Source organism: Bradyrhizobium sp. USDA 336 (assembly GCF_044908355.1).
In the GTDB taxonomy this organism is placed as follows: domain Bacteria; phylum Pseudomonadota; class Alphaproteobacteria; order Rhizobiales; family Xanthobacteraceae; genus Bradyrhizobium; species Bradyrhizobium yuanmingense.
Map to the genome: position 1 here is coordinate 7,978,128 of NZ_JBIYDC010000002.1, position 20,457 is coordinate 7,998,584.

Annotated in this window: 15 protein-coding genes and 2 pseudogenes; 13 read left to right on the forward strand and 4 right to left on the reverse strand. The window is 58.5% G+C overall.

Annotated elements, in window-relative coordinates:
* Positions 1–122: 122 nt before the first annotated feature.
* On the forward strand, positions 123–1,325 hold the full coding sequence (locus ABIA45_RS38025; RefSeq protein WP_404655437.1) for a pyridoxal phosphate-dependent aminotransferase: 1,203 nt from the start codon (positions 123–125) through the stop codon (positions 1,323–1,325).
* A gap of 769 nt (positions 1,326–2,094) precedes the next feature.
* Here the strand turns inward: ABIA45_RS38025 and nodU are convergent.
* The 3 genes and pseudogenes from nodU to ABIA45_RS38040 all read right to left on the reverse strand — a co-directional run bounded on the left by nodU (position 2,095) and on the right by ABIA45_RS38040 (position 5,874).
* Positions 2,095–3,808: pseudogene (gene nodU / locus ABIA45_RS38030) on the reverse strand (nodulation protein NodU).
* A 1,369-nt stretch (positions 3,809–5,177) separates the two neighbouring features.
* Positions 5,178–5,571 (reverse strand): annotated as a pseudogene (locus ABIA45_RS38035) (transposase); the annotation flags it as partial.
* Positions 5,572–5,643: 72 nt separating this feature from the next.
* Entirely contained in the window at positions 5,644–5,874 is a 231-nt protein-coding gene (locus tag ABIA45_RS38040; RefSeq protein ID WP_404655438.1) for a hypothetical protein, read from the reverse strand.
* Positions 5,875–6,553: 679 nt separating this feature from the next.
* Here ABIA45_RS38040 and ABIA45_RS38045 point away from each other — a divergent pair.
* From ABIA45_RS38045 to ABIA45_RS38085, 9 genes are all read left to right on the forward strand, one after another.
* Complete coding sequence (locus ABIA45_RS38045; RefSeq protein WP_225133367.1) at positions 6,554–6,853, forward strand: hypothetical protein; 300 nt, start codon at positions 6,554–6,556, stop codon at positions 6,851–6,853.
* 104 nt (positions 6,854–6,957) lie between these two features.
* Positions 6,958–8,343, forward strand: a complete 1,386-nt coding sequence (locus tag ABIA45_RS38050) for a sugar ABC transporter substrate-binding protein (protein ID WP_225133366.1) — start codon at positions 6,958–6,960, stop codon at positions 8,341–8,343.
* Between the two features lie 84 nt (positions 8,344–8,427).
* Positions 8,428–9,363: a carbohydrate ABC transporter permease gene (locus tag ABIA45_RS38055; protein WP_404655439.1), complete on the forward strand. Its 936-nt coding sequence runs from the start codon at positions 8,428–8,430 to the stop codon at positions 9,361–9,363.
* Positions 9,364–9,408: 45 nt separating this feature from the next.
* Positions 9,409–10,236, forward strand: a complete 828-nt coding sequence (locus tag ABIA45_RS38060) for a carbohydrate ABC transporter permease (protein WP_225133364.1) — start codon at positions 9,409–9,411, stop codon at positions 10,234–10,236.
* A 14-nt stretch (positions 10,237–10,250) separates the two neighbouring features.
* The gene (locus ABIA45_RS38065) at positions 10,251–11,171 is read left to right on the forward strand and encodes a ribokinase (protein ID WP_225133415.1); all 921 of its coding nucleotides are present in this window, start codon (positions 10,251–10,253) and stop codon (positions 11,169–11,171) included.
* Complete coding sequence (locus ABIA45_RS38070; RefSeq protein ID WP_404655440.1) at positions 11,171–11,941, forward strand: SDR family NAD(P)-dependent oxidoreductase; 771 nt, start codon at positions 11,171–11,173, stop codon at positions 11,939–11,941. The genes ABIA45_RS38065 and ABIA45_RS38070 overlap by 1 nt, the downstream gene beginning before the upstream one ends.
* Positions 11,934–12,761 carry an HAD-IIA family hydrolase gene (locus ABIA45_RS38075; RefSeq protein ID WP_036008283.1) on the forward strand — a complete coding sequence of 276 codons (828 nt, stop codon included), beginning with the start codon at positions 11,934–11,936 and terminating at the stop codon, positions 12,759–12,761. Before ABIA45_RS38070 ends, ABIA45_RS38075 begins: the two co-directional genes overlap by 8 nt.
* The gene (locus ABIA45_RS38080; protein WP_225133362.1) at positions 12,761–13,870 is read left to right on the forward strand and encodes an ABC transporter ATP-binding protein; all 1,110 of its coding nucleotides are present in this window, start codon (positions 12,761–12,763) and stop codon (positions 13,868–13,870) included. Before ABIA45_RS38075 ends, ABIA45_RS38080 begins: the two co-directional genes overlap by 1 nt.
* A 46-nt stretch (positions 13,871–13,916) precedes the next feature.
* On the forward strand, positions 13,917–15,671 hold the full coding sequence (locus ABIA45_RS38085) for a phosphoenolpyruvate hydrolase family protein (RefSeq protein ID WP_404655442.1): 1,755 nt from the start codon (positions 13,917–13,919) through the stop codon (positions 15,669–15,671).
* On the opposite strand, the gene ABIA45_RS38090 is transcribed toward ABIA45_RS38085, so the two are convergent.
* On the reverse strand, positions 15,633–16,238 hold the full coding sequence (locus tag ABIA45_RS38090) for a hypothetical protein (RefSeq protein ID WP_404655443.1): 606 nt from the start codon (positions 16,236–16,238) through the stop codon (positions 15,633–15,635). The genes ABIA45_RS38085 and ABIA45_RS38090 overlap by 39 nt on opposite strands.
* A 157-nt stretch (positions 16,239–16,395) precedes the next feature.
* On the opposite strand from ABIA45_RS38090, the gene ABIA45_RS38095 reads away from it, so the two are divergent.
* From ABIA45_RS38095 to ABIA45_RS38105, 3 genes are read left to right on the forward strand one after another with little or no spacing between them, the layout of a single operon-like run.
* Positions 16,396–17,661 carry a Tm-1-like ATP-binding domain-containing protein gene (locus ABIA45_RS38095; RefSeq protein WP_225125237.1) on the forward strand — a complete coding sequence of 422 codons (1,266 nt, stop codon included), beginning with the start codon at positions 16,396–16,398 and terminating at the stop codon, positions 17,659–17,661.
* Positions 17,648–18,478: a phosphoenolpyruvate hydrolase family protein gene (locus ABIA45_RS38100; protein WP_225133360.1), complete on the forward strand. Its 831-nt coding sequence runs from the start codon at positions 17,648–17,650 to the stop codon at positions 18,476–18,478. Before ABIA45_RS38095 ends, ABIA45_RS38100 begins: the two co-directional genes overlap by 14 nt.
* Positions 18,478–20,277, forward strand: coding sequence for an FAD-dependent oxidoreductase (locus tag ABIA45_RS38105; RefSeq protein ID WP_225125238.1), 1,800 nt, complete (start codon positions 18,478–18,480; stop codon positions 20,275–20,277). Before ABIA45_RS38100 ends, ABIA45_RS38105 begins: the two co-directional genes overlap by 1 nt.
* Positions 20,278–20,457 lie beyond the last annotated feature (180 nt).

A 20,457-nucleotide genomic window follows, 5' to 3' on the forward strand; every position in this document is an offset into this window, starting at 1 on the left:
GCCGTTTTACGTGAACCTTTCAACCCCGCCGAGTGTGGCCGGTTTGCCAAACCACTAAGATAAAGGCGTTAGCGTGTCTTGGTTCACTCCCATCAGTTTCGACGACTGCAGGAGGTCACACTATGCTGTCGCGCTCGACATCGTTCAGTTCTAGAAAGTATATGCCCGGTGACCAGTACGTGGTTACGGGGTCTGCCGCTATCGGAGGCCGATTCATCGATCTAGGAAATGACGAAATCGTCCAGCCACTCTTATCAGCGCGCGAAAAGACAATGGAGCCGGTCAATTCACGGCCGAGCGGCTACTTCGATCCTACCGGCCTCATGCCGCTCCGGAAAGCTGTCGCCAAAAGGCTCGCCGCCCAAACAGGCATTGAGTGGACAGCGGAAGAGATCGTAATCACTGCAGGTTCAAACAAAGCACTGCTCTATGCTGCCTTGGCCGTCCTGAAGGGGGGCGATGAGGTTATCATTGTTCGCCCCTGGCAGCCGGAGGTCCCTCCCCTGATTCTTGCCCTTGGCGCAGTACCAGTGTTCGTCGATGCTCAACGACCAAGATATACTCCTGATGTCAGCTCTATTCGAGCTGCTGTCACACCACGAACGAGAGCTATAATTATTCATTCCCCTAACAATCCGACTGGCGCAGTCTACAACCGAACAACACTGCACAATATCGGCGAGCTCGCTATCGAACTCCGGATATGGATCATTTCGGATGAGTGCTACTCTAGTTTCGTATTCACTGGTTTCCATCGCCACGAATCGATCGTCACCGTCCACCCTGGCGTACGGTCGCGGACAATCATCGTCAATCCACGTTCAAAGTGCCTAGCAATGGCTCGATTTCGCTTGGGTTATTTGGCGGCGTCCGCGCCTATCGCGCGAGCTGTGGGAAAGCTTCAGAGTCGTGCAGGGACAACTCCAAGTCCAGCCGTCCAGGAGGCTGCTCTTTACCACCTTAAAGTAACCGAGGGCCATGTTGAGCGGGAGACATACAACTGGCTGGTCAGCGCTCGCGACATTGGTCTTCACATTCTTTCTGATTTACGTGACGTAGCCCCGCCTCGCGCCGATGGTGCGTTCTTCTTCTACCTCGATCTGAATAGGCTTGCATCAGCTTTGCAGGCCGACGGTCGAATTGGAGCGACGAATGATATTGCGCGGCGGCTTCTGAAAGAAACTAACGTAGGATGCGTTGCCGGTGACACGTTTGGCGACGTCAACGGCCTGCGTCTCTCCTTCGGCAGTCCGCCTGAAGCAGTGGCTATCGGACTGAAGCGTATCGTTCAAGCGCTGAATAGCCTTAGTCTTGAAGAACCATAAGTCCGATCTCATCACACGGAAGACATCGATATGAATAACAGCCTCAGGCCATGAAATGGCGGCGTGGGTAGTGCCGGTGGCCTTAAGACCGAGAGTCGCTTGGATTGTGAAATCGAACCCGAGAGCCGCCGCAGCTTCTGGCGATCACGGCTCCTGATCGAGGCTCCAATGAAGCGATCGGTCAGAGATATGACTGGTTCCTGCCACGCGCCAGAGGGCCACTCGGCCATCCCTGTGATGGTCGCGCGTTGCGGACGCTATCGTCCGCACTGAAGTGCTTGCCGCCTCTGTCGATCGAGCGGGCGCATGTCGGCAATGGTAGGTCGGCCGCATTGCGCAAAATTCAAGCCGGGGTCTTCATCTCGGGCCAGATTCTGCATCATCAATCCAGAGCTGCGTCACGCTCCTCCATCATCATCAGGTCACCGGAGGCCGAGGTCATCCAGGCGCGGCTAGCTCAAATGACGGGCCGGCGAGGGTGCCAACGTGCTCCTCTCGGCTGTCCGCAACAACTTCCGCGGCGTTGACGCCTCTCAGAGAATTCCTGGCCGCGCCGTGGGACCCCTACGGCGACCGCATGTCCAGCCAAGCTCAATACGGCTTCTTAACGGACGACTGGCTAGTGCTCTCCAATGAGCGTGAATTCCCTTACTAACTGGCAGGAGCGCGCTTCTGCTGGAACGTCAACAACAATCCGCGTAGTAAGACTTCATGCGTCCGTAAGTCAACCGTTTGGCGTGAACAACCTTGTTAGCTCCCAGTGACTCGCCTACGGGGCTTTCGTCCACATCGTACCATCGCACCATACGTGATCAACGCGCCCCCACTCGCAAGCCGCTGCGACACTTGGGAAGAATCCACGTCCATGGTGGTTGGCGCTTGTATTGCAAAGCAGCGGAATGCCAGTCAGCTTTTCGTATTCGATTAGAAGCTCGGCGACTTTGTGCTGAGAGGTTCTGCAAATCGTCTGTAGCCGCGCAGAGCCGTCGAGATGTACAATGGCCGGGATTCTGTCTCGCCACTCTGCTCTCGTCTCGTGATCAAAAAGCATGTAAGGGTCCCGCGTTCCAGGATCAAAGATATCGGGCGCACGATCCTCCAAGCAGATCGGCGCCACTGGTCTGAAGTGTTCGCGAAGTTTGATGTCGTTGAGATGATCTTTCATTCTCGATGATGTTGGGGCTGCGAGAATGCTTCGGCTGCCCAATGCGCGAGGTCCGAGCTCGGCGCGGCCGGAAAGAAAAACCACCGGCTTGTTGCTCGCGAGGATGGTAGCAAGTTCATGCAAGCTGCACGGCGTGGACCTCCATTCTGGTGGTACATCACAATGTTCCAAGGCCGGCCCACTATACACCGACCAATCTAAGGGCGCGAAACCTTTATCCGCCACCATCGCACAGCAAGCCGCACCGATTGCGGAGCCGCTGTCATTTGGGAACGGGGGCACCCAGATAGCATCGAACAGGCCTGCCGCTCGTAACGCGCTATTCCATTTGATATTGAGACCGCAGCCACCAGTAATGCACAGATTGCGTGCTGAAAAGTCCGAATGGCGCTGTATTGCATTCGACATCTCCTGGACGAGCAGACGTTCGAGGAAGCAATGAAAGGATGCGAGCACATCCTCGGGGGACGAAGTCTCCAAGCGACGCGCGCTAGCATCAAAGAACTCATGCGTGGTCGCAAGTGCGGACTCCATGCTCGGAACGTCCGTGCGGTAGTTTGGCAAGGTTCGTCTCAGCCGCGAAGACCTTATGATAGAGATCTTGAAAGACCGCGACAATGTCTTCATTAACAGACCCGAGCGCGATATAGGCCATCAGTTTCCCGGCAACACCTAAATTGAGTTTGCCCGCACCGCCGGGGTCTAGCTTGCCGGGATCACCCAAGTCCCAGTTGGCGCGCTTCACCTGCTTGTATGGTCCAAAGTGAAGGCCCGCAGCGGCATAGACGTGCCCGATCATAGGGAAAAGACATTCGACGAATCGAGCGCTCCTGCGTTCTACGTGATAGAGACGTGGAAATGTGCCGCCATCCCATAAAAGGCAGAAAGCGGGCTGCCCAGCTTTGGCAAAGGGGCTGGTGCAATATGCGGCGGCCACGTGGCTCGTCACATGTGGAAAACTTATGTATGGATAGTCCGCGCCGTCGAGTCTAAGACCAAAGCCCTCATGTGAAGCAAGGACGCTCACTGCGTCCTTTTCAACATAGGGACCGCCTTTGAGGGCGATGGGTGCTGTCCCGCTGAGGACCCGGAATTGCGACTCGCGCTTGCCTACCCAGCCGTCGACGACGAACTGATCAACTTTCCCTGGATGCAGGCCGTGTTCCGCCAAGGCAAGGACGATTGCATCGAGATTGTCGATCGTTTGATACCGAGGGTTGTTGTTACGCTTTTCCTGCTCGATACAAAAGATAAGCCGTTCGTCCTCGACGAGAGCGACAGCTCCGTCATGCGTCAGCTTGATACCGCAGATGCGCATAGTGCCTCCATGATTTTGAAGTTATCAGAGCCGCTTCGGAAGTATGCGGGTACGTAGTCACCGCCCAAGGCACTGCTCGCGGGGACTTCCATCAACGCTTGAAACTCCAAGTTCACGTCTGTTCCACCGTTAGGGGACGCTGATCTCATCGCAAAGATCCGATTAGTAGGTGCCGCGCGAGGTGCAGAGCAAAATTGAGGCCAGTCGAGTTGGAGAATTGTTTGCGATTTCACGGCTGCATCGAGTGATCACAGACAATTTGTAAGAGTTCTGACATCTGGGCGTATGTTTTCGGCGAGAGTTTGCAATACGTTTATCGAGAGGGAACGTTCTGGCACGCAAGGCGCGAGACCGCCGCCGGCATCCGATGTGCCCTCTCAAGTAGAAGCTGGAGAACGCAACGGTCGACTATCGAGAGCGACCGTAGGCTGATCATGGGAAGCGCGTCGCGGGCCATGGAAAACTGGCCCTCGGCATCACGAGAAATTGCCCCTGCTTGGATAGCGCGGGAGAGAGCGAAGGAACGAGAACGAACGACGGAAGGCTCGTCTCGGATTGATCCACCGGGGGAGCTGACGAAGACATCGAATGATGTGGTGGAGATGTTGCGCCAAGTGGCGTGCGGGTGGGGTCTGTAGCGGATTGCGCCACAGCTGGGCGACGGGCGTTAGGGTGAAGGACTACGTGGCGGCGGGCGGCGGTCGCCTGAGCGCCGGAAATGGCTCCATGGACTCGAGGGTAGGCTGCGCAAGAGGTTCATTCGGCACGGCGGCGATGCGGATCTGGTGCGCCAGGACCTGTTGGTCGGAAAAGGCGTGGCTGTCAGCCCGCGAACGTGGCAACCCTGCCGTGCAGCCCTATCGTTAGGTGCTGAAGGCCGAAGCGCTGGCGACGACGCGGTTTCGAGACGGGCAGCGGCAGATGGACGTCGGCGAGCGTCTCGTCGAGATCGGGGAGGTGTAGATCAAGGCATTCGTATCTGGCGACGCCTGGGCATTCGCGGCGGCTGCATGTCGGTGCGTTTCGAGCCGCGAAGAGTCGATTCAGTTTAGCCGCAAGTTCATCGCGCTCGCGAAGCATTGGGCTTCTGTCCTCGCGCCTGTGCGCCGTGTCGGGCGTACACGAAGGCAAGACGGAGAATGGCATCGGCGACTTGAAGAAGAACGCGCTCGCGGGCGTTCCTTCGCGGGCTGGGAGGCATTCGAGGCGCATCTCGCCAAGTGGGAACGTAAGGTGGCGAACGTGCGTACCTACGACACGACTTGGCGAGGCGCCGATCGCTCGTGTTGGGCGTGACCAGGCAGACCGGTTGAAGCCGCTCTGCGGGCAGCCGTCGCTGGATCGTTGCGCGAACTGACCGCCTGGCGCCGAGCTCTTCGTCGCCGCGGGATGTGGCGCTGGGAGAGCGGTTCAGCCAGGCATGGAAGCCCGAGCGCGAAACCCTCAGCGCATCGCGTAGCCGTTCCACCGGCCAGACCGCCCGGTGCTTTGCGATGAAAACGAACTTCATGTCGCTTCCTCCGCGAGAAGGCTGCGGGCCTTTTTTAGGATATCCCGCTTGGCCTTCAATTTGGCGACCTCACGGCGCAACCGATCGATCTCCTGCTGCCGGCTTCAACTGCCCGTGGCCGGGAAAGGCCTGCACTGCATCGGAGCCCAACGCCTTCACCCGCTCGCGCAGAACGCTCTCATGAACATCCAGGTCGCGCTCAGCCTGCGCCACCGAAACACCCACGCTCCCTGACCAGCTTCACCGCCTCGATTTTGAACTCACGATTGAAACTTCCGTCTTTTCACCGCCCATCTCCGGCTTCAGACACACCTAATCTCGGTGTCTATCCAACCGGCAGCAGCCCGGCATGATGGGCCTGTCGGAAGGAGACACCTGGATAGGCAGCGGCGGTCGCACCTCCCAAAGCCAGCAGGGCACCCCAGCCTGCGCCAACCAACGTGAGCAGCCGGTCGAGCGCCACATCATCGCGCAGCCCCAGGCTTGCATCGGTACTCCCCAGTTTGCTGATGAGCAGCTTATAGAATTCCGATCCCGCTCCGTGCCGTGGCAACAAGAGCGTCTCAATCCTCAACTCCCCCCAATGAACCACATTGTGCGCCCTAAATGGATGGTTCTCGGGACAGCGGGGACAACGCGTTCGCTCCAGACCGATTGGATTGGGCTCTGCTACGAAAGCAATATCAATTGCAGGACTGATGAGATCGGAGATCAGTTGGACTCTCGCTCGGTCGACTAGATGAGAATCGAAATTAGCGCCGCCGGTGCTCGAGGAGCGTGGCCCGCAGATTGCCGGCCAAGAGGGAAGTGTGAACGCCGGTGATCAATCGGCCGTTCTCGCTGCGCGAATGGATATTGAGGAGAGCCGTCAGTGCTCCGGATCGTCGACGATACACCGGGCAGCATTGAGGAATTCCTGACCTTGGATAATTGGTCCCGTGCCGCCGTTGGTGCGCTCCAAGAGGGTGCTACCCACCTTGTGTTCGAAGTTGCGCAATCAGCGACTCAGCGTCCACTGTTGGATTCGGAGTGCCCTCGGCTTGGCGCAGGCTTCGATGCTGAGAAACGGTGATTGTCCAGCGTAGATCGCGAAATTCCACCGCCACTCTCGAAGAGCAACCCGAACTCGCGTGGTTCAGTCAAATGCTACCATTCCAAATCGGAGTTGGGTCAATCGCAAATTCAACTTGGCACTGGCATGTCCTTCCGAATTGATCGGAAGCATCTTTCAATCGATGAAAGGGGTAGAACCGGTCGGGAATATTCATTTTGGTGACGCCATCCTTCGCGAGCCTGCCTCAGGCCAGTCGCTTGCCAAACTGCTGTCCAGCGAGAGCGCGCGGCTGAAGGCCGAGGGCGGCGAGTCACTGACAGTTTATGAGCCAAAAGCAAAGGAAGATCTTGAATTATCGGGGCTCTTCCGTTCTTCCAACTATCTGAAGCTGGCGGGTGTCTGCCTTTGTCCCAATCGGCGGCTGCTTTTTAGTGAGGCCAATCTTTTGATCTTACTCAATCTTACCCAAACCTTTGAGTGAAAGGGACGCTCGGACGAAACAATGATGGCTAGCCTTCCCCTGCCGCGGCCTGGAACCGAAGGGGCACGTGGATTTCCGGGCCAAAGAGCCCAGAGGAGGGATTGATGCCAAGGAAGCTCGCCGCTCTTCGCGACCATTCGACGAATTTTGCCAGAAACGCTCTCATCTGCTCGACGCTTTTGGTCGGAGCGGTCGGAACACTCAGCCCAACCAAAGCCGACGACCTCAATTGGCGGCAGTTCGAAGGTACATCGATTGTTTGGGCATACGACATCCATCCATATGCGGATGCGGTCGCGGCCCAGTTGCCCGAATTCGAAAAGCTGACGGGCATCAAGGTGACACCGGAGCTTTATCCGGATGATGCGTACTGGAATAAGCTCACCATTCAACTGAGCACCAAGTCGCCGAGCTGGGATGTTGTGGGGACGGGGATTCAGCCCGCCTGGGATCTCGCACCAGGGCAGTTGCTTGAGCCGCTCGATCGCTATCTGAACGATCCAAAACTAACGGCGTCCAGCTACGACTACAAGGATTTCTTCCCTGCACTGCGGAATGCACTCACCTGGAAAGTGAAGGAAGGGCAGATCGAGCCGGGAGGCGGTCAGGTATGGGGCATCCCGCATGGATTCGAGAACATCCAGCTGTTTTACCGCAAGGACATCTTGGACAAATACGGGATCAAGGTTCCGACAACGCCGCCTGAGATGTCGGCCGCTTGCGAGAAACTCAAGGCGTCCAATCCTGCCATCACGCCATTGGGCGTACGCGGCGTGCGCTTTTGGAGCAGCATCCACACAGCCGCAATCTCGATCGCCAAGTCCTACGGAGTCCACGATTTTATCCTCAAGGACGGAAAGCTGGAAACAGGTCTCGACTCGCCCGAGTCGATCGTCTTCCACAAAGACTATGTGGACATGATCAAGAAGTGTGCGGCTCCATCCTTCGCCAACGACAACTGGTACCAGGTGGTCGATGGCATCAGCTCCGGACGTACGGCGATGGCAATTGATTCCAATATGTTCGGGTTCTGGAACAACGTGGCCGGCAAGCCCGCTTCGGGCAAGATCGCATTCGCACCTCCATTGCACGCTCCGAACAGCAAGAACTTCGAATCGAACATCTGGATCTGGTCTTTGGCGATGAATGCTGCCTCCCAGAAGAAGGGTGCCGCCTGGCTGTTCATCCAGTGGGCAACGTCGAAGCAGGTAGAGTTGAACGGCGCGGTCGCCGGCAAGCTCGTCAACTCTCCGCGCGCCTCCACATGGAGCGACAAGGCTTGGCTGGAATATGCGGCAAAGCCCGAATTCAATAACTTTGTCGATACGTTCAAGAGCGTGCAGGACCGAGCAGCGCTCGCTTTCACGCCGCGGGTCGGATTCGCCGAAGCAATGAACGCCTGGGCCGTCGCCATGCAGAAGATGGTCAATGGCGCCGATGTGAAAACGACGCTGACCGATCTCGCCTCGGGAATCCGCTCGTCAATGTGAAGCCGAAAAGGGGCGGCAAGGTCAGTTGCCGCCGCCTCGCATCCTAGAGTTAGAGTGATGGATCCTCGAGGGATTAACGGGACCGTGACGCTACAGCCTACGGCCGGTCAACTTGCCTCGTCGAAGGACGAGCCGGTGAAAAGTGCCGGCGAGTGGCGTCTCGACTGGTGGAGCATTGCCGCGGTCGTACCCGCTATCGTCGTCCTGCTCGGCTTTCTTTTCCTGTTCTTCTACGGAATCTTTCAGTCTCTTACAGATCTCCGGTTTGGACGACCGCTGGTCCACTTAGTTGGGTTCAACAACTATACAGCCCTGATCAAGACTGAAGATTTCTGGAGCAGCGTTCGCGCGACCCTCGGCTACGCGGGATTGGCTGTACTAGTAGAAGCCATATTTGGACTTGCGCTTGCAAAGCTATTCGCCACGGAGGTGTTCCTTGCACGTTTGATGCGGCCTGTCATTCTGCTGCCACTCGTCCTTCCGCCGATGAGCGTCGCCCTCATGTGGACGACGATGATGGACCCGCAAAACGGGATTCTGAATTATTTGCTCTCGCTTGTTGGGATCAGCCGCTTTGCATGGATTTCGGATCCAACGACGGCGATGTTCTCCCTGGTTCTCATCGACGTGTGGACCTACACGCCTTTCTTCGCACTGATCATCTTTGCCGGTCTACAGGGCATCAACGACGAGGTGAGGGAGGCCGCTCGGGTCAACGGCGCGAAAGGTTGGGCAACCTTCCGGTATATCGAGTTACCGCTCGTCGCTCCATATATTCTGATTGCCGCGGTATTTCGGCTGATCGAATCCCTCAACCAGTTCGACATCATTTTTGGGACCACGCAAGGAGGGCCGGGCGATAGCACCGCCGTGCTTTCGGTACGCGCCTACATTGTCGCCTTCCAGAATCTTGCCTTTGGGCGCGGTGCCGCGCTCATGGTAATCAATTGGTTGATAGTGCTCGTCGGAGCGTTTGCCATGGTCAAGCTGTGGCGCTTCGTTAGGCAGCGTGTAAGCTGAACGAGGTCGCCAATGCGTTTGAGACGATCAACCTCTACCAGTCTGATGCTGAATGTCCTGGTCGCTGCTTGCGCGCTGATCCTGACGTTTCCCCTCGTCTGGATCGTGATGATGTCGCTCAAACAGCAGTCCGAGGTCATGACGTGGCCGCCGACGTTCATATTCACGCCAACGCTGGAGAACTTTCGCGTCCTCTTTGACGTCGCCCAGGCCGGCGCGACCAGTTACGGTACCATCAAGGTTGATTTCCTGACACCGATCGCGAACAGCGTAGTGATTGCGTTTGGCGCCGTTACGATCTCTGTGCTCGTCGGAGTGCCCGCCGGATACGTGCTGGCGAGGCGCGACGTACCTTTCAAGGAAGATATCGCTTTCTTTATCCTGGGCTTCCGCTTTGCTCCGGCGTTGCTGGTCGTCATCCCGCTCTTTAGCGTTTTCCAGAGAATTGGGCTGTACGATACCTATTTCGGGATGATCTGGGTTTACCAGGTCGTCACCCTGCCGATGATCGTCTGGCTGAGCCGCTCCTATATCGAAGACATCCCGAAGGACATCGAGGAAGCGGCCGCCATGGATGGTGCAAAGCCGTTCCGCATCGTGCTGCACATCGTGCTGCCGCTCTTAAAGCCGGGTCTGATAGGCGCCTCATTGCTCATTTTTCTGCTCGCATGGCACAACTTCGCGCTCGGTCTGATCTTGAGCTCGACCAGGGCGCCGGTGACGGTAGCTCTTCTCAAGCTGCTCAATCCGGGCGTCCAATTCTACCCCGTCATGGCCGCCGGACTTGTGGTGACCATGGTCATTCCCGTCGTTCTGATCGTCCTCGGCCAGCGTCATCTTGAACGTGGTCTTACCTTCGGTGCCGTGAAATGAGCCCCAGGCCATTGATGTTCTTCGGAACGACCAATCTTGATCTCTGCTTCAATGTCGAGCGGCTTCCGACACCGGGCGAAAGCCTCATGGGAGCCTTGAATCGCAACCCCGGAGGCAAGGGCGCCAACCAGGCTGTTGCTGCTGCTCGGCTTGGACTGCGCCCACACTTTTACACGCGGCTCGGAGACGATGATGCCGGTCGATCGCTGTCGCTGTCCCTGCGGGATGCGGGCGTTCGCGCTGACGCTATCGAAGTGTGCCCAGGAGAAATATCGGGATCAGCTCTCGTTCTGGTCGGTGACGATGGCTCCAACATGATCGTCATAGATCCCGGCGCTAATCTGAACGTCACCCCCGCCATGATCGATAGAGCCGCGGAATTCATTGAGCACGGCGCGATCGTTGTTGCCGAGATGGGCATGCCGATTCCCGCTCTTAATCGCCTCTTTGAGATGAAACGGGCAAAGGGATTTGAACTCATTTTCAATCCAGCGCCCGTTAGAGCCGGGCTTTCATCAGCGGCATGGAGAAACGTCAATTTCGTCACTCCGAACCAGACCGAAGCTTTTGAGTTAACCGGGGTCGAGGTGCACGACTTTGAGAGTGCCGCTCACGCCGCCGGAAAACTACTCGACCTCGGTCCAAACGCAGCGCTGATTACTCTCGGCGCGCAGGGGGCCTTTTACGCCGATGCGGAGCGGGCTTTTGCCCTGCGGGCATTTCCCGTGAAGGTCGTTGACACGACCGCTGCGGGCGATGCGTTCAATGGGGGCTTCGCAGCGTCACTCGCCCAGCGGCTGCCGTTGCGAGAAGCCGTCAAAAGGGCGCTGGCAGTGGCCGCATTGTGCGTGACACGACGCGGCGCCCAAAGCTCCATGCCGACCGGCGAGGCCGTCGACGAGTTCCTGAAATCCCAAACGATCTTGGAGTTGTAATGACCGAACAGTTCTCAGTTGCAGACAGGACCGTGCTCGTCACCGGGGCCGGCGGCGGCATAGGCTCCTCCATTGCCAATGCCTTCCGCCAAGGCGGAGCAAACGTCCTGGCGACAGACGCGAACCTGGAGAACCTCCGGGACATTCTGACGAGGTTACCTCACGGGAACGGCATACTGCCAATGGCGATGGATGTGGCGCGCGAGGAAGACGTTGCAAGGGTTCTCGACGAGATCGCCAGGCTGTTCGGCAGGCTTGACGTGTTGATCAACAACGCCGGCATAAAATCGGCCCAGCCGCTTCTCAGCGGCAATGCTGACAAGATCGAGCGTACCATACAGATCAACTCGGTCGCCGTGCTGCGCTGCTCGAAGCTGGCCATCGAGCGTTTTATGAACAGCAAAGGCGGTCGCATAGTCAATGTCGGCTCCTCACTGTCCTCGCAAGGCGCCGTTTTCAACTATCAGGCCGGCGGAGCCGACTATTGCTTGTCGAAGGCGATCGTCCACGACTTAACCAAGCTCCTCGCCTACGAATGCGCTCCTCTCAACATCAACGTCAACGCAATCGCGCCCGGCATCATCGATACACCCATGCACGGCCGTCCGCGGCAGGAGACCGAGGCACGGCATAGTGGCCGAATTCCTTTGGGGCGGGTCGGATTGCCCGAGGATATCGCTGGGCTTGCGGTCTTCCTCGCAAGTCCCGCAGCCTCCTACATGACCGGGCAGATCGTTCATGTGAACGGCGGGATGCTGATGAATGGCTAGCGCAGGCTCTCACCTCAGCTGGCCACCAATCCAAGGCATCATCTCGGATCTGGACGGGGTGGTCTATCGCGGGCACGCAGCAATCGCAGATGCGATAGGAGCATTCGCTCGGTGGCAGACAGCCGGCCTGCGATTTTGTTTCGTGACGAACAATTCGACGCACACGCCAGAGGACGTCGTCCGCAAGCTGGAAGGACACGGTCTTGCAATTGCGCCCGAGCAGGTGGTTACAAGCGCTGTCACGGCCGCGGAGCTCATCCGTGCGAAATACCCAGAATTGAGACGCGTCTATGTTATCGGTGCTCCCTCCCTCGTGAAGGCCTTGGTTGGCGCAGGACTCGAGGTCACCGAGCGAACACCCGAAGCCGTAGTGATGGGGCTCGATCGCGAGATCACGCACGAGAAGATGCGGATCGCGGTTGACGCGATCCTGAATGGAGCCGCTTTTATCGGCACCAATCCGGATCTTCTGCTGCCGACGGCGAGCGGATTCGAACCAGGAGCTGGTGCAGCGATCGCAGCTATTGCTGCTGCCACGCAAGTGAGACCGTTGATCGCCGGTAAGCCCGAACCGCATATGATCGAAACGGCACTTTCGCGGCTTGGTACCGCTCGCGATTCGACTATTCTAATCGGCGATCAAATTCAGACCGATATTCAGGCCGGAAAGAGGGCAGGTCTACCGAGCGTGCTTGTCACGACCGGTGTGCCGGCCCGAGAGGACCCGTCTTTGAAACCGCCCGATTTCATCGTGTCGAGCTTGGGCGAGATCGATGTGACCGCGACTCTCTCGGGGCCGTCACGACAGAGGAGGGTATGATGGCCGATGTGCGCCTGCAAGGCGTTAGGAAGGTGTATGGAACGATAGAAGTCCTGCGCAACATTGACCTGAAAATAGATCACGGCGAGTTCGTTGCCTTCGTCGGTCCATCTGGGTCGGGCAAGTCCACTTTGTTGCGCATGATAGGGGGGCTGGAGCCCATCAGCGGCGGGCGGCTCCTGATCGATAATGAGCTCGTCAACGATATCGACGCGGCGGACCGCAACATCGGAATGGTATTTCAAAGCTACGCTCTCTATCCGCATATGACCGTGAGAGAGAACCTTGCCTTCCCGCTGCGTATGGCCAAGGCTGCGAGGGGCGAGATCGCCACCAGGATAGGGGAGACTGCTTCGCTCTTGCAGGTGGATCATCTGCTGGACCGCAAGCCCCGACAACTCTCAGGGGGACAACGGCAGCGCGTCGCAATCGGGCGCGCAATCATGCGCGAACCAAAGGTGTTCCTGTTCGATGAGCCCCTCTCCAACCTGGACACGGAATTGCGGGTGCAGATGAGGGTTCAGATTGCCAAACTTCATAAGCAGCTCGGCAACACGATGATCTATGTAACACACGACCAGGTCGAGGCGATGACCATGGCGGACAAGATCGTCGTGCTCAAGGACGGAAATATCGAGCAAGTCGGCAGCCCGCACGACCTCTACCACAATCCGGCATCGCGCTTCGTGGCAGGGTTCATTGGTTCGCCCAAAATGAACTTCCTGGGTGGCGAGGTCGAGGCGGCGCACCAGGGAGGTATGGACGTGCGCCTTCAGGCCGGCACCAGCGTCTGCGTCCCGGTCCAACCAGACAAAGAATTGGTCGGCAAGGCGATCACGCTCGGAATTCGGCCCGACGATTTCTCCGCGTCCTCGCAGACGCAGCAGGATATCGCCATCGAGCTCGATGTCGATTTCGTCGAGCATCTCGGCAGCGTTACCTACATCTACGGCAACGCCGGAAACGAAGCTGTCGTCGCCAAGGCGCCAAAAGAGCCGCTCAAGAGGGCGGGGAAGCTTCGTCTTGCTGCTGCTCCCGCGGATTGCCACCTGTTCATGAGCAACGGCAGGGCGCTTCGGCGGTTGCATGCGCCGGCGAATTGGAGCTAGTCTTTCGCTCAAGCCGGGCTCGAGTTTTGGATAGCGGACGGATGAGGTGAAGGGAGCCGGTATCAGGCAGTTCTTCCGAAATTCCCGCTCTTTTGTACTTGGGGCGGGAATCGGTTCAGGCATGACCGCACGAGCGGCCGAACGGGCGGGCGCAGATTTCGTACTTGCGCTCAATGCGGGCCGTTTTCGTGCGATGGGCGGCTCCTCGCCTGCATCCATTCTTCCAATCCGCAATTGCAACGAGTTCGTGGCCAGCTTTGGACGGACCGAAATCCTGCCTAGCACGAAACTGCCCGTATTCTTCGGTGCCTGCACGTTCGATCCGCAGCTCGATCTTGACCGCTGGCTCGATCGGATCATCAGATGGGGGTTTTCCGGAGTCACCAACTTTCCGTCAGTCATACACATCGATGACTACCGGAGGTCGTTGCTCGAGAAGTGCGGCCTTGGTTACGCTCGAGAGACCGAGCTTCTGGTGAAGGCCGCAAAACGCGGCCTGATGACCATCGCCTATACGCGCACCCAAGCCGAGGCCAGGCGCATGGTTGAAGCGGGTGCTGAGGCGATCTGCATCAACTTCAATCTAAACCGCGGTGTCGAAAGCACGTCGGACCCGTCGATCAGCCTGTCGGAGCTTGCAGCACGCACCAGTGCTGTTGCGCGCGTTGCTCAATCCATCGACAAGAGTGCCATTTGCCTGCTTGGCGGCGGACCGATTACAAAGCCCGACGAATTGTTGGATATCTGCCGAGAGACGGGTATCCAAGGTTTCATCGGAGGCTCTTCGCTTGACCGCGTGCCGTTGGAGATGTCCGTCCTTGAGGTGACCTCGGGCTTCAAAACCATCCACTTATTGCGGGAGAAGGTCGATCTGCTTGAACGGCAGCTCCAGTTGAGCGGATTCAGGCACGGGGTCATCGCCCAGGCGTCTTCGATGAAGCGCATCCTCGAGACGACAAAACGCTTGGCCGCCAACCCCAATCCAGTGCTTGTCTGGGGCGAAGCCGGCTCGGGGAAACGAAGAATAGCAGGTCTCGTACTCGCCTTTAGCGATCGAAAGCACGCCAAGGCGGCGCTGTTTCAGTGCCGGCCAGGCCCCGCGATCGATACGCTGGGAGCGTTGTTTGGCGCCGAGCGCGATGAGACCAGAAGGCGCCAATTGTCGCTCCTGGAAACGTCAAGCGATGGTGCGGTCTTGCTGCTGCATGTGGACCAGCTTTCGCGCGAGGGGCAGGAGCGTCTTGCCGATTACCTCGAGACTGGCGGTTTCACACCTTTGAACGGTATCGCGGTTGTCCGCTCCACGGCGCGGATCATCGCGACCGCCACCGTCTCCCGGGGGGCTGGCCTTGAAACTGTGTTATGTCCCCGGCTGCTCGCTTTGTTTGCGGGACTCGATATTGAGCTGCCTTCCTTGCCAGACCGGCTCGAGGATCTTCCGCAGCTGATTCAACACTTCACGGTCGAGGCGAAGGGAGATTCGAGGGCCCAGACGCTTGCAATTGAAAATTCAGCATTCCTGGCGCTCGCCGGTCATGACTGGCCGGGCAATTTGCGGGAATTGCGCCGGATCGTAAACCAGCTCGTGACCCTGCGGCAAACCCACATCACGGCCGATGTGCTAAGACCGCTTCTGGATGCCCAGTCACATGCCAAGCCCTCGGCTTCGCTGTCCGAACGCGAGTGGATCATTGAAGGCCTGAAAAGAAACCGGCTTCACCGAGGCAAGACCGCCCGCTCTCTCGGGCTTTCAAGAAAAACGCTATATAACAAGATCAAGAAGCTGCGGATCCTCGAATAGCGCTGCGCTTCTCACGTTGGAAGTGGCCGCCTTGAAGCGGTTGCCTCCAGGAGCGCGAACTTCGGTACCGGCGACCCCTGAGGTCCAAGGCTTACCAGCCCCATGTCGGTTCCAATCGTCAGAGCGAGCGCCTCCGGGGGCAAATAGACTACGCCATCCAGTTGCGAACCTAACCGCCGCTCCGCCGCCGTGACGTCCGACTCGTTGGCGGCCGCGAACAACGCCTTGAACCCGAGGCTTGCGAACCCATTCCATGCGCCGAAGCTCGAGCTCCTGTCCGGTGTCGACGGGCACGCCTCCGCTCGACCGTTCAAGTATCGACGCAGGTGGAAAGTTTATGATCCCGGTGATCTCAGCATTTTTCAACAAGTCGGCGAAATCCTCCCAGCATGCAAAGGGATCGATCATGACGATCGCCGCATAAGCAGGAACGGGCGTCCTCTTTTTGATAATGTGCAAGTCCCGCAATAGGCAGTTGTTCCAGTCGATGACAGGCAGGGTCGCCATGACGAGCATAGCGTCCTCAGGAAGGCTGCGCAGCGACGGGGCATAGATCTGCAGGGACATGCCGCGGCGAACCAAGAGGTCTGTGGCAAGTTTGCCGATAATTGTCGCTCTCACGGCTTCTACCCAATCTTACCCATTTACGCGCTTCGTCGATCTTATACCCGGTTTGGGCCCGGTCTAGACCACCTGCTGTTACAAATGGTCCGGGAGGACAACCGTGTCTCACCATTGCGCGGACGGCCAGAGGTCGGTCCGGGATGGCCATCTATTCGAGCCAGCGACTGCGGCCTTGGGCGCGGTCGCGGTCGTGGCCACAATGGACACCAAGGGGAAGGAAGCCTCTTTCCTTGCGGATGTCATCAAGGGACAAGGCAGAAGTACCGTCCAGATCGATATTGGCACGTCCGCCAATCGGAATCTGGCGCGGCCAGCTGACGGTGCGGGAGCGCGCCTGGCGTCACCAGCCGAGCTCCTGAAAGAGATAGCCGCCACTACGCGCACGCGAGTTGCCGGGCTCCTGGCCTCCGGCGAGATCAGCGCGATCGTGGCGATTGCGGGAGGCAAGGGGAGCGCTGTTTTCGGCGAGATCGCGTCTGATTTGCCTTATGGCTTTCCGAAGCTGCTGGTGACGAGTGCGCGGCCAGCGCTCCTCGCTGAACTCGCGACCCATCACGACATCGTCCTGTACCCAACGCTGGTCGATCTCTTCGGTATCAACGCGTTCACGGCACGAGTGCTGGAGAATGCAGGGCGGGCTATTTCCGCCATGCATTATCAACCCAGCAAGCGTGAACGCGAGAGGAAGGTCGTTGCGATCACGGCCTTCGGCGTGACGACGCCTGCAGCAAATCAGTGCGTGTCCCTGCTTGCCGATGCCGGCCTGCACGCGATCGTGTTTCCGGCCAACGGAGCCGGTGGCCGGAAAATGGAGCAGCTGATCGCTGCCGGCGAATTCGATGCCGTGATCGATCTGACTACAACGGAGTTGGCCGATGAACTCGTGGGAGGCACAGCCAGCGCCGGCCCCGATCGGCTCAAGGCGGCCTCGCACCAACAGATCCCGCAAGTCATCGCACCCGGCGCGGTTGACATGGTTAATTTCGGCCCGCCCTCCAGCGTACCCGATCAATTCCGAAACCGCCGGTTCTACTCCCATACTCCTTACACGACATTGATGCGTACGACGCCTGCCGAGAATGCCAGTATCGGCGAGCTTACGGCCGAGCGGCTGTCGCAGGCCCAGGGGCCTGCCATCGTGCTTTGGCCAGCCAAAGGCGTGTCGGACTACGACCGGGAGGGCGGCGTATTTCGTGACACGGAAGCCGACCAGGCCTGGCTGCAGGCAATCAAGACCAGTCTCCGGCCAGAGATCGCGGTCCGCGAACTCAGCTGCCACATCAACGACCCCGAATTTGCCGAGGCCGCCGTGACGTGGATCCTCGAGCACTTGGACCTGGGAGGTCTATTTCGTGCGAATATTTGATCGAGCGGAAATTGTTTCGAGGATCGCAAGCCAAGTCGCGGACCGAAAAGCGATTCTCGCCGCGGCCAGCAGCTGTGGGTTGGTCGCAAAATGTGCTGCGCTCGGAGGGGCCGATATGCTGGTGGTCTACAGCACAGGTCTCTCGCGGCTCATGGGCCTTCCCACCAGTCGCATCGGTGATTCCAATGACCGAACGTTGAAGCTCGCTGCGGAAATCCGCAACGTCGTATCTTCTGTGCCGGTGATTGGCGGCGTTGAAGCTTGGGATCCTCTCCGGCTTGATCTTGATGCTCTTCTGGACAAGTTCTCTGCTGCCGGGTTCTCCGGCGTGATCAACTACCCGACCATCTCCACCATGGGAGAAAAATGGCGTGACCGCCGCGGTCGTGTAGGGCTCGGCTTCGAGCGCGAGGTCGAGATGATTGCGACTGCCCGCAAGAAGAACATCTTCTCGCTCGCCTACGTAGCGAGCCCTGACGACGCCAAAGCCATGGCGAGTAGCGGAGCGGACTGCATTGTCCCTCATGTCGGCGCTACCCGGGGCGGGCTCGTGGGCCACGAGGAAGGACAGTCGATCCAGGAGGCGATCAGGCGCATCAACGAGATCAACGCGGCAGCCAAGGGGGTCCGATCGGATATCATTCTCCTCTGCCACGGTGGGGCAATCGCCGAGCCACAGGATACGTATGAAGTTTACCGCTCGACCGAATGTGTCGGCTTCGTTGGCGCCTCCTCCATCGAACGGATTCCAATCGAACGTGCAGTGAAGGCAGCGGCAGAGGAATTTAAAGCCGTTCCTCTGCCGCAGCAAAACTGATGTTCATCGCAAATAAAAAAGAGGCTGGAATGAACGAGCCAATCAGCCAATCAGGCAAGCAGAACAAGGTGACGCTCTCCCGAGCGGGCAGATCGGCGGATGATAGGGAAGCCGATGTCCTCGTGATCGGTAGCGGCGCAGCCGGTCTGTCAGCCGCCCTCTATGCGGCGAAGGCTGGACTTCGAGTGACCGTCTGTGAAAAATCTCCGCGACTTGGCGGAACGACGGCTCTCTCAAACGGCATGATCTGGATTCCCTGCTCGCCCCAGGCGCGGTCCGCAAAAATCGAGGACTCGTTTGCCAAGGCCCGGACCTATCTTCAGCATGAGCTGGGCAATTACTACCGGCCAGACCTCATCGAAGCCTATCTGGAGGACGGTCCAACCGCGCTTGCTTCGCTCGAGAACGGGACAGAGGTCAAGTTCACACTGGCCTCAGCGCCCGATTATCACTCGAGCCAAGTCGGCGGCGTAGACAAGGGCCGGGCACTCAGCCCTGCCCCCTACGATGCGCGCCTTCTCGGCAAAGACTTCAATCTCATCGGGGATCCCATTCGTGTTGTACTCGGAGGGATGATGATCTCGTCCGGCGAGGTCCGAAGCTTCCTGAATCCGTTTCAATCCTTCTCGTCTCTCAAGCACGTCCTGCGCCGCGTCAGCCGCTACGCACGGGATCGCTTGAGCTATAGGCGCGGCACGGAATTCAGTGGAGGCAACGCGTTGATCGCTCGCTTGCTGGTGAGCTTGCGCAAGCTCAATGTCGAAATATGGCCGGCGTCTACTCTTCTTGAACTCATCAAGGAGGATGGGCGCGTCACGGGGGCAATCATCAAACACGCCAATTCCGAGCTTCGCGTGCGTGCTTCCCATGGCGTCGTCCTCGCAACCGGCGGCTTCGCGCGCAACGCCCAGCTGAGAGCCGAGCTGAGCGGACCGCATCAGCATGACGACACCCTGGCTCATCCCGATGTCACCGGCGATGGCATTGAGCTTGCAACGAAGGTCGGAGCCGCAGTCGATAAGGATGTCGCGTCCGCAGGGTTCTGGACACCAGTATCGATCCTCAAGACCAGGAGCAGCTCACAAGTTGTCCCGTATGGCTGGCTCGATCGGGGGCGTCCCGGCGTCATCGCGGTCGCGCCGAACGGGCGCCGATTCGTAAATGAGTCCAACTCCTACCATGACATTTGCCTGGCGATGTTCGCAAACGGATACCCCGCAGACAAGCGGTTCTATTTCGTCTGTGATTACGATTTCGTTCGCCTCAGAGGCATGGGACATCTGTTGCCGTGGCCATGGACGCTGAGCATCCGGAAATACGCGCGGCTTGGATATATCAAGGTGGGCCGAACAATCCCAGAGCTTGCCAGGGAAATCGGACTCGACCCAGCCGAGCTCGAGAGAACGATCGAGGAGCACAACGCCCACGCCGCCACAGGGATCGATCCACTCTTCAAGCGTGGTGAGTCGGCCTTCAACCGCACGCTTGGGGATCCATCGGTCGGAGCAAAGAACCCAAATCTCGGACCGATCCGAAAGGGCCCCTTCATTGCGCTGCCGATCGTTCCGGCAACGCTCGGCACTGCGTCGGGCCTCGCAACCGATAGCTGCGGTAAAGTTCTGGACGCACAGCGCAAGCCGATCCCTGGTCTCTACGCCTGCGGCAACGACATGACTTCGCCAATGCGCGGAATCTACCCGGGAGCAGGGATCACAATCGGTCCCGCGATCGTCTTCAGCTACCGTGCTGTGGCGGATATCCTCGCCGCCTCCAATACCGAGAAACGAGTGGCTTCCTAAAGGGAGGATTGAGATTGCCGCCCTGCGATCGCGGAAATTTTGCCGATGCTTGCGGTTCCGTTCGAGCGGGGCGGCGACGCGCCGAAGGGCGCTATAAGTGTGAGCCGATAGTCTTGATGCTAGGCCGTCAGAAAAGGGGGAGGCCGTCGCGGCACTGTGATCTGCGCGACTTCGTTGTCT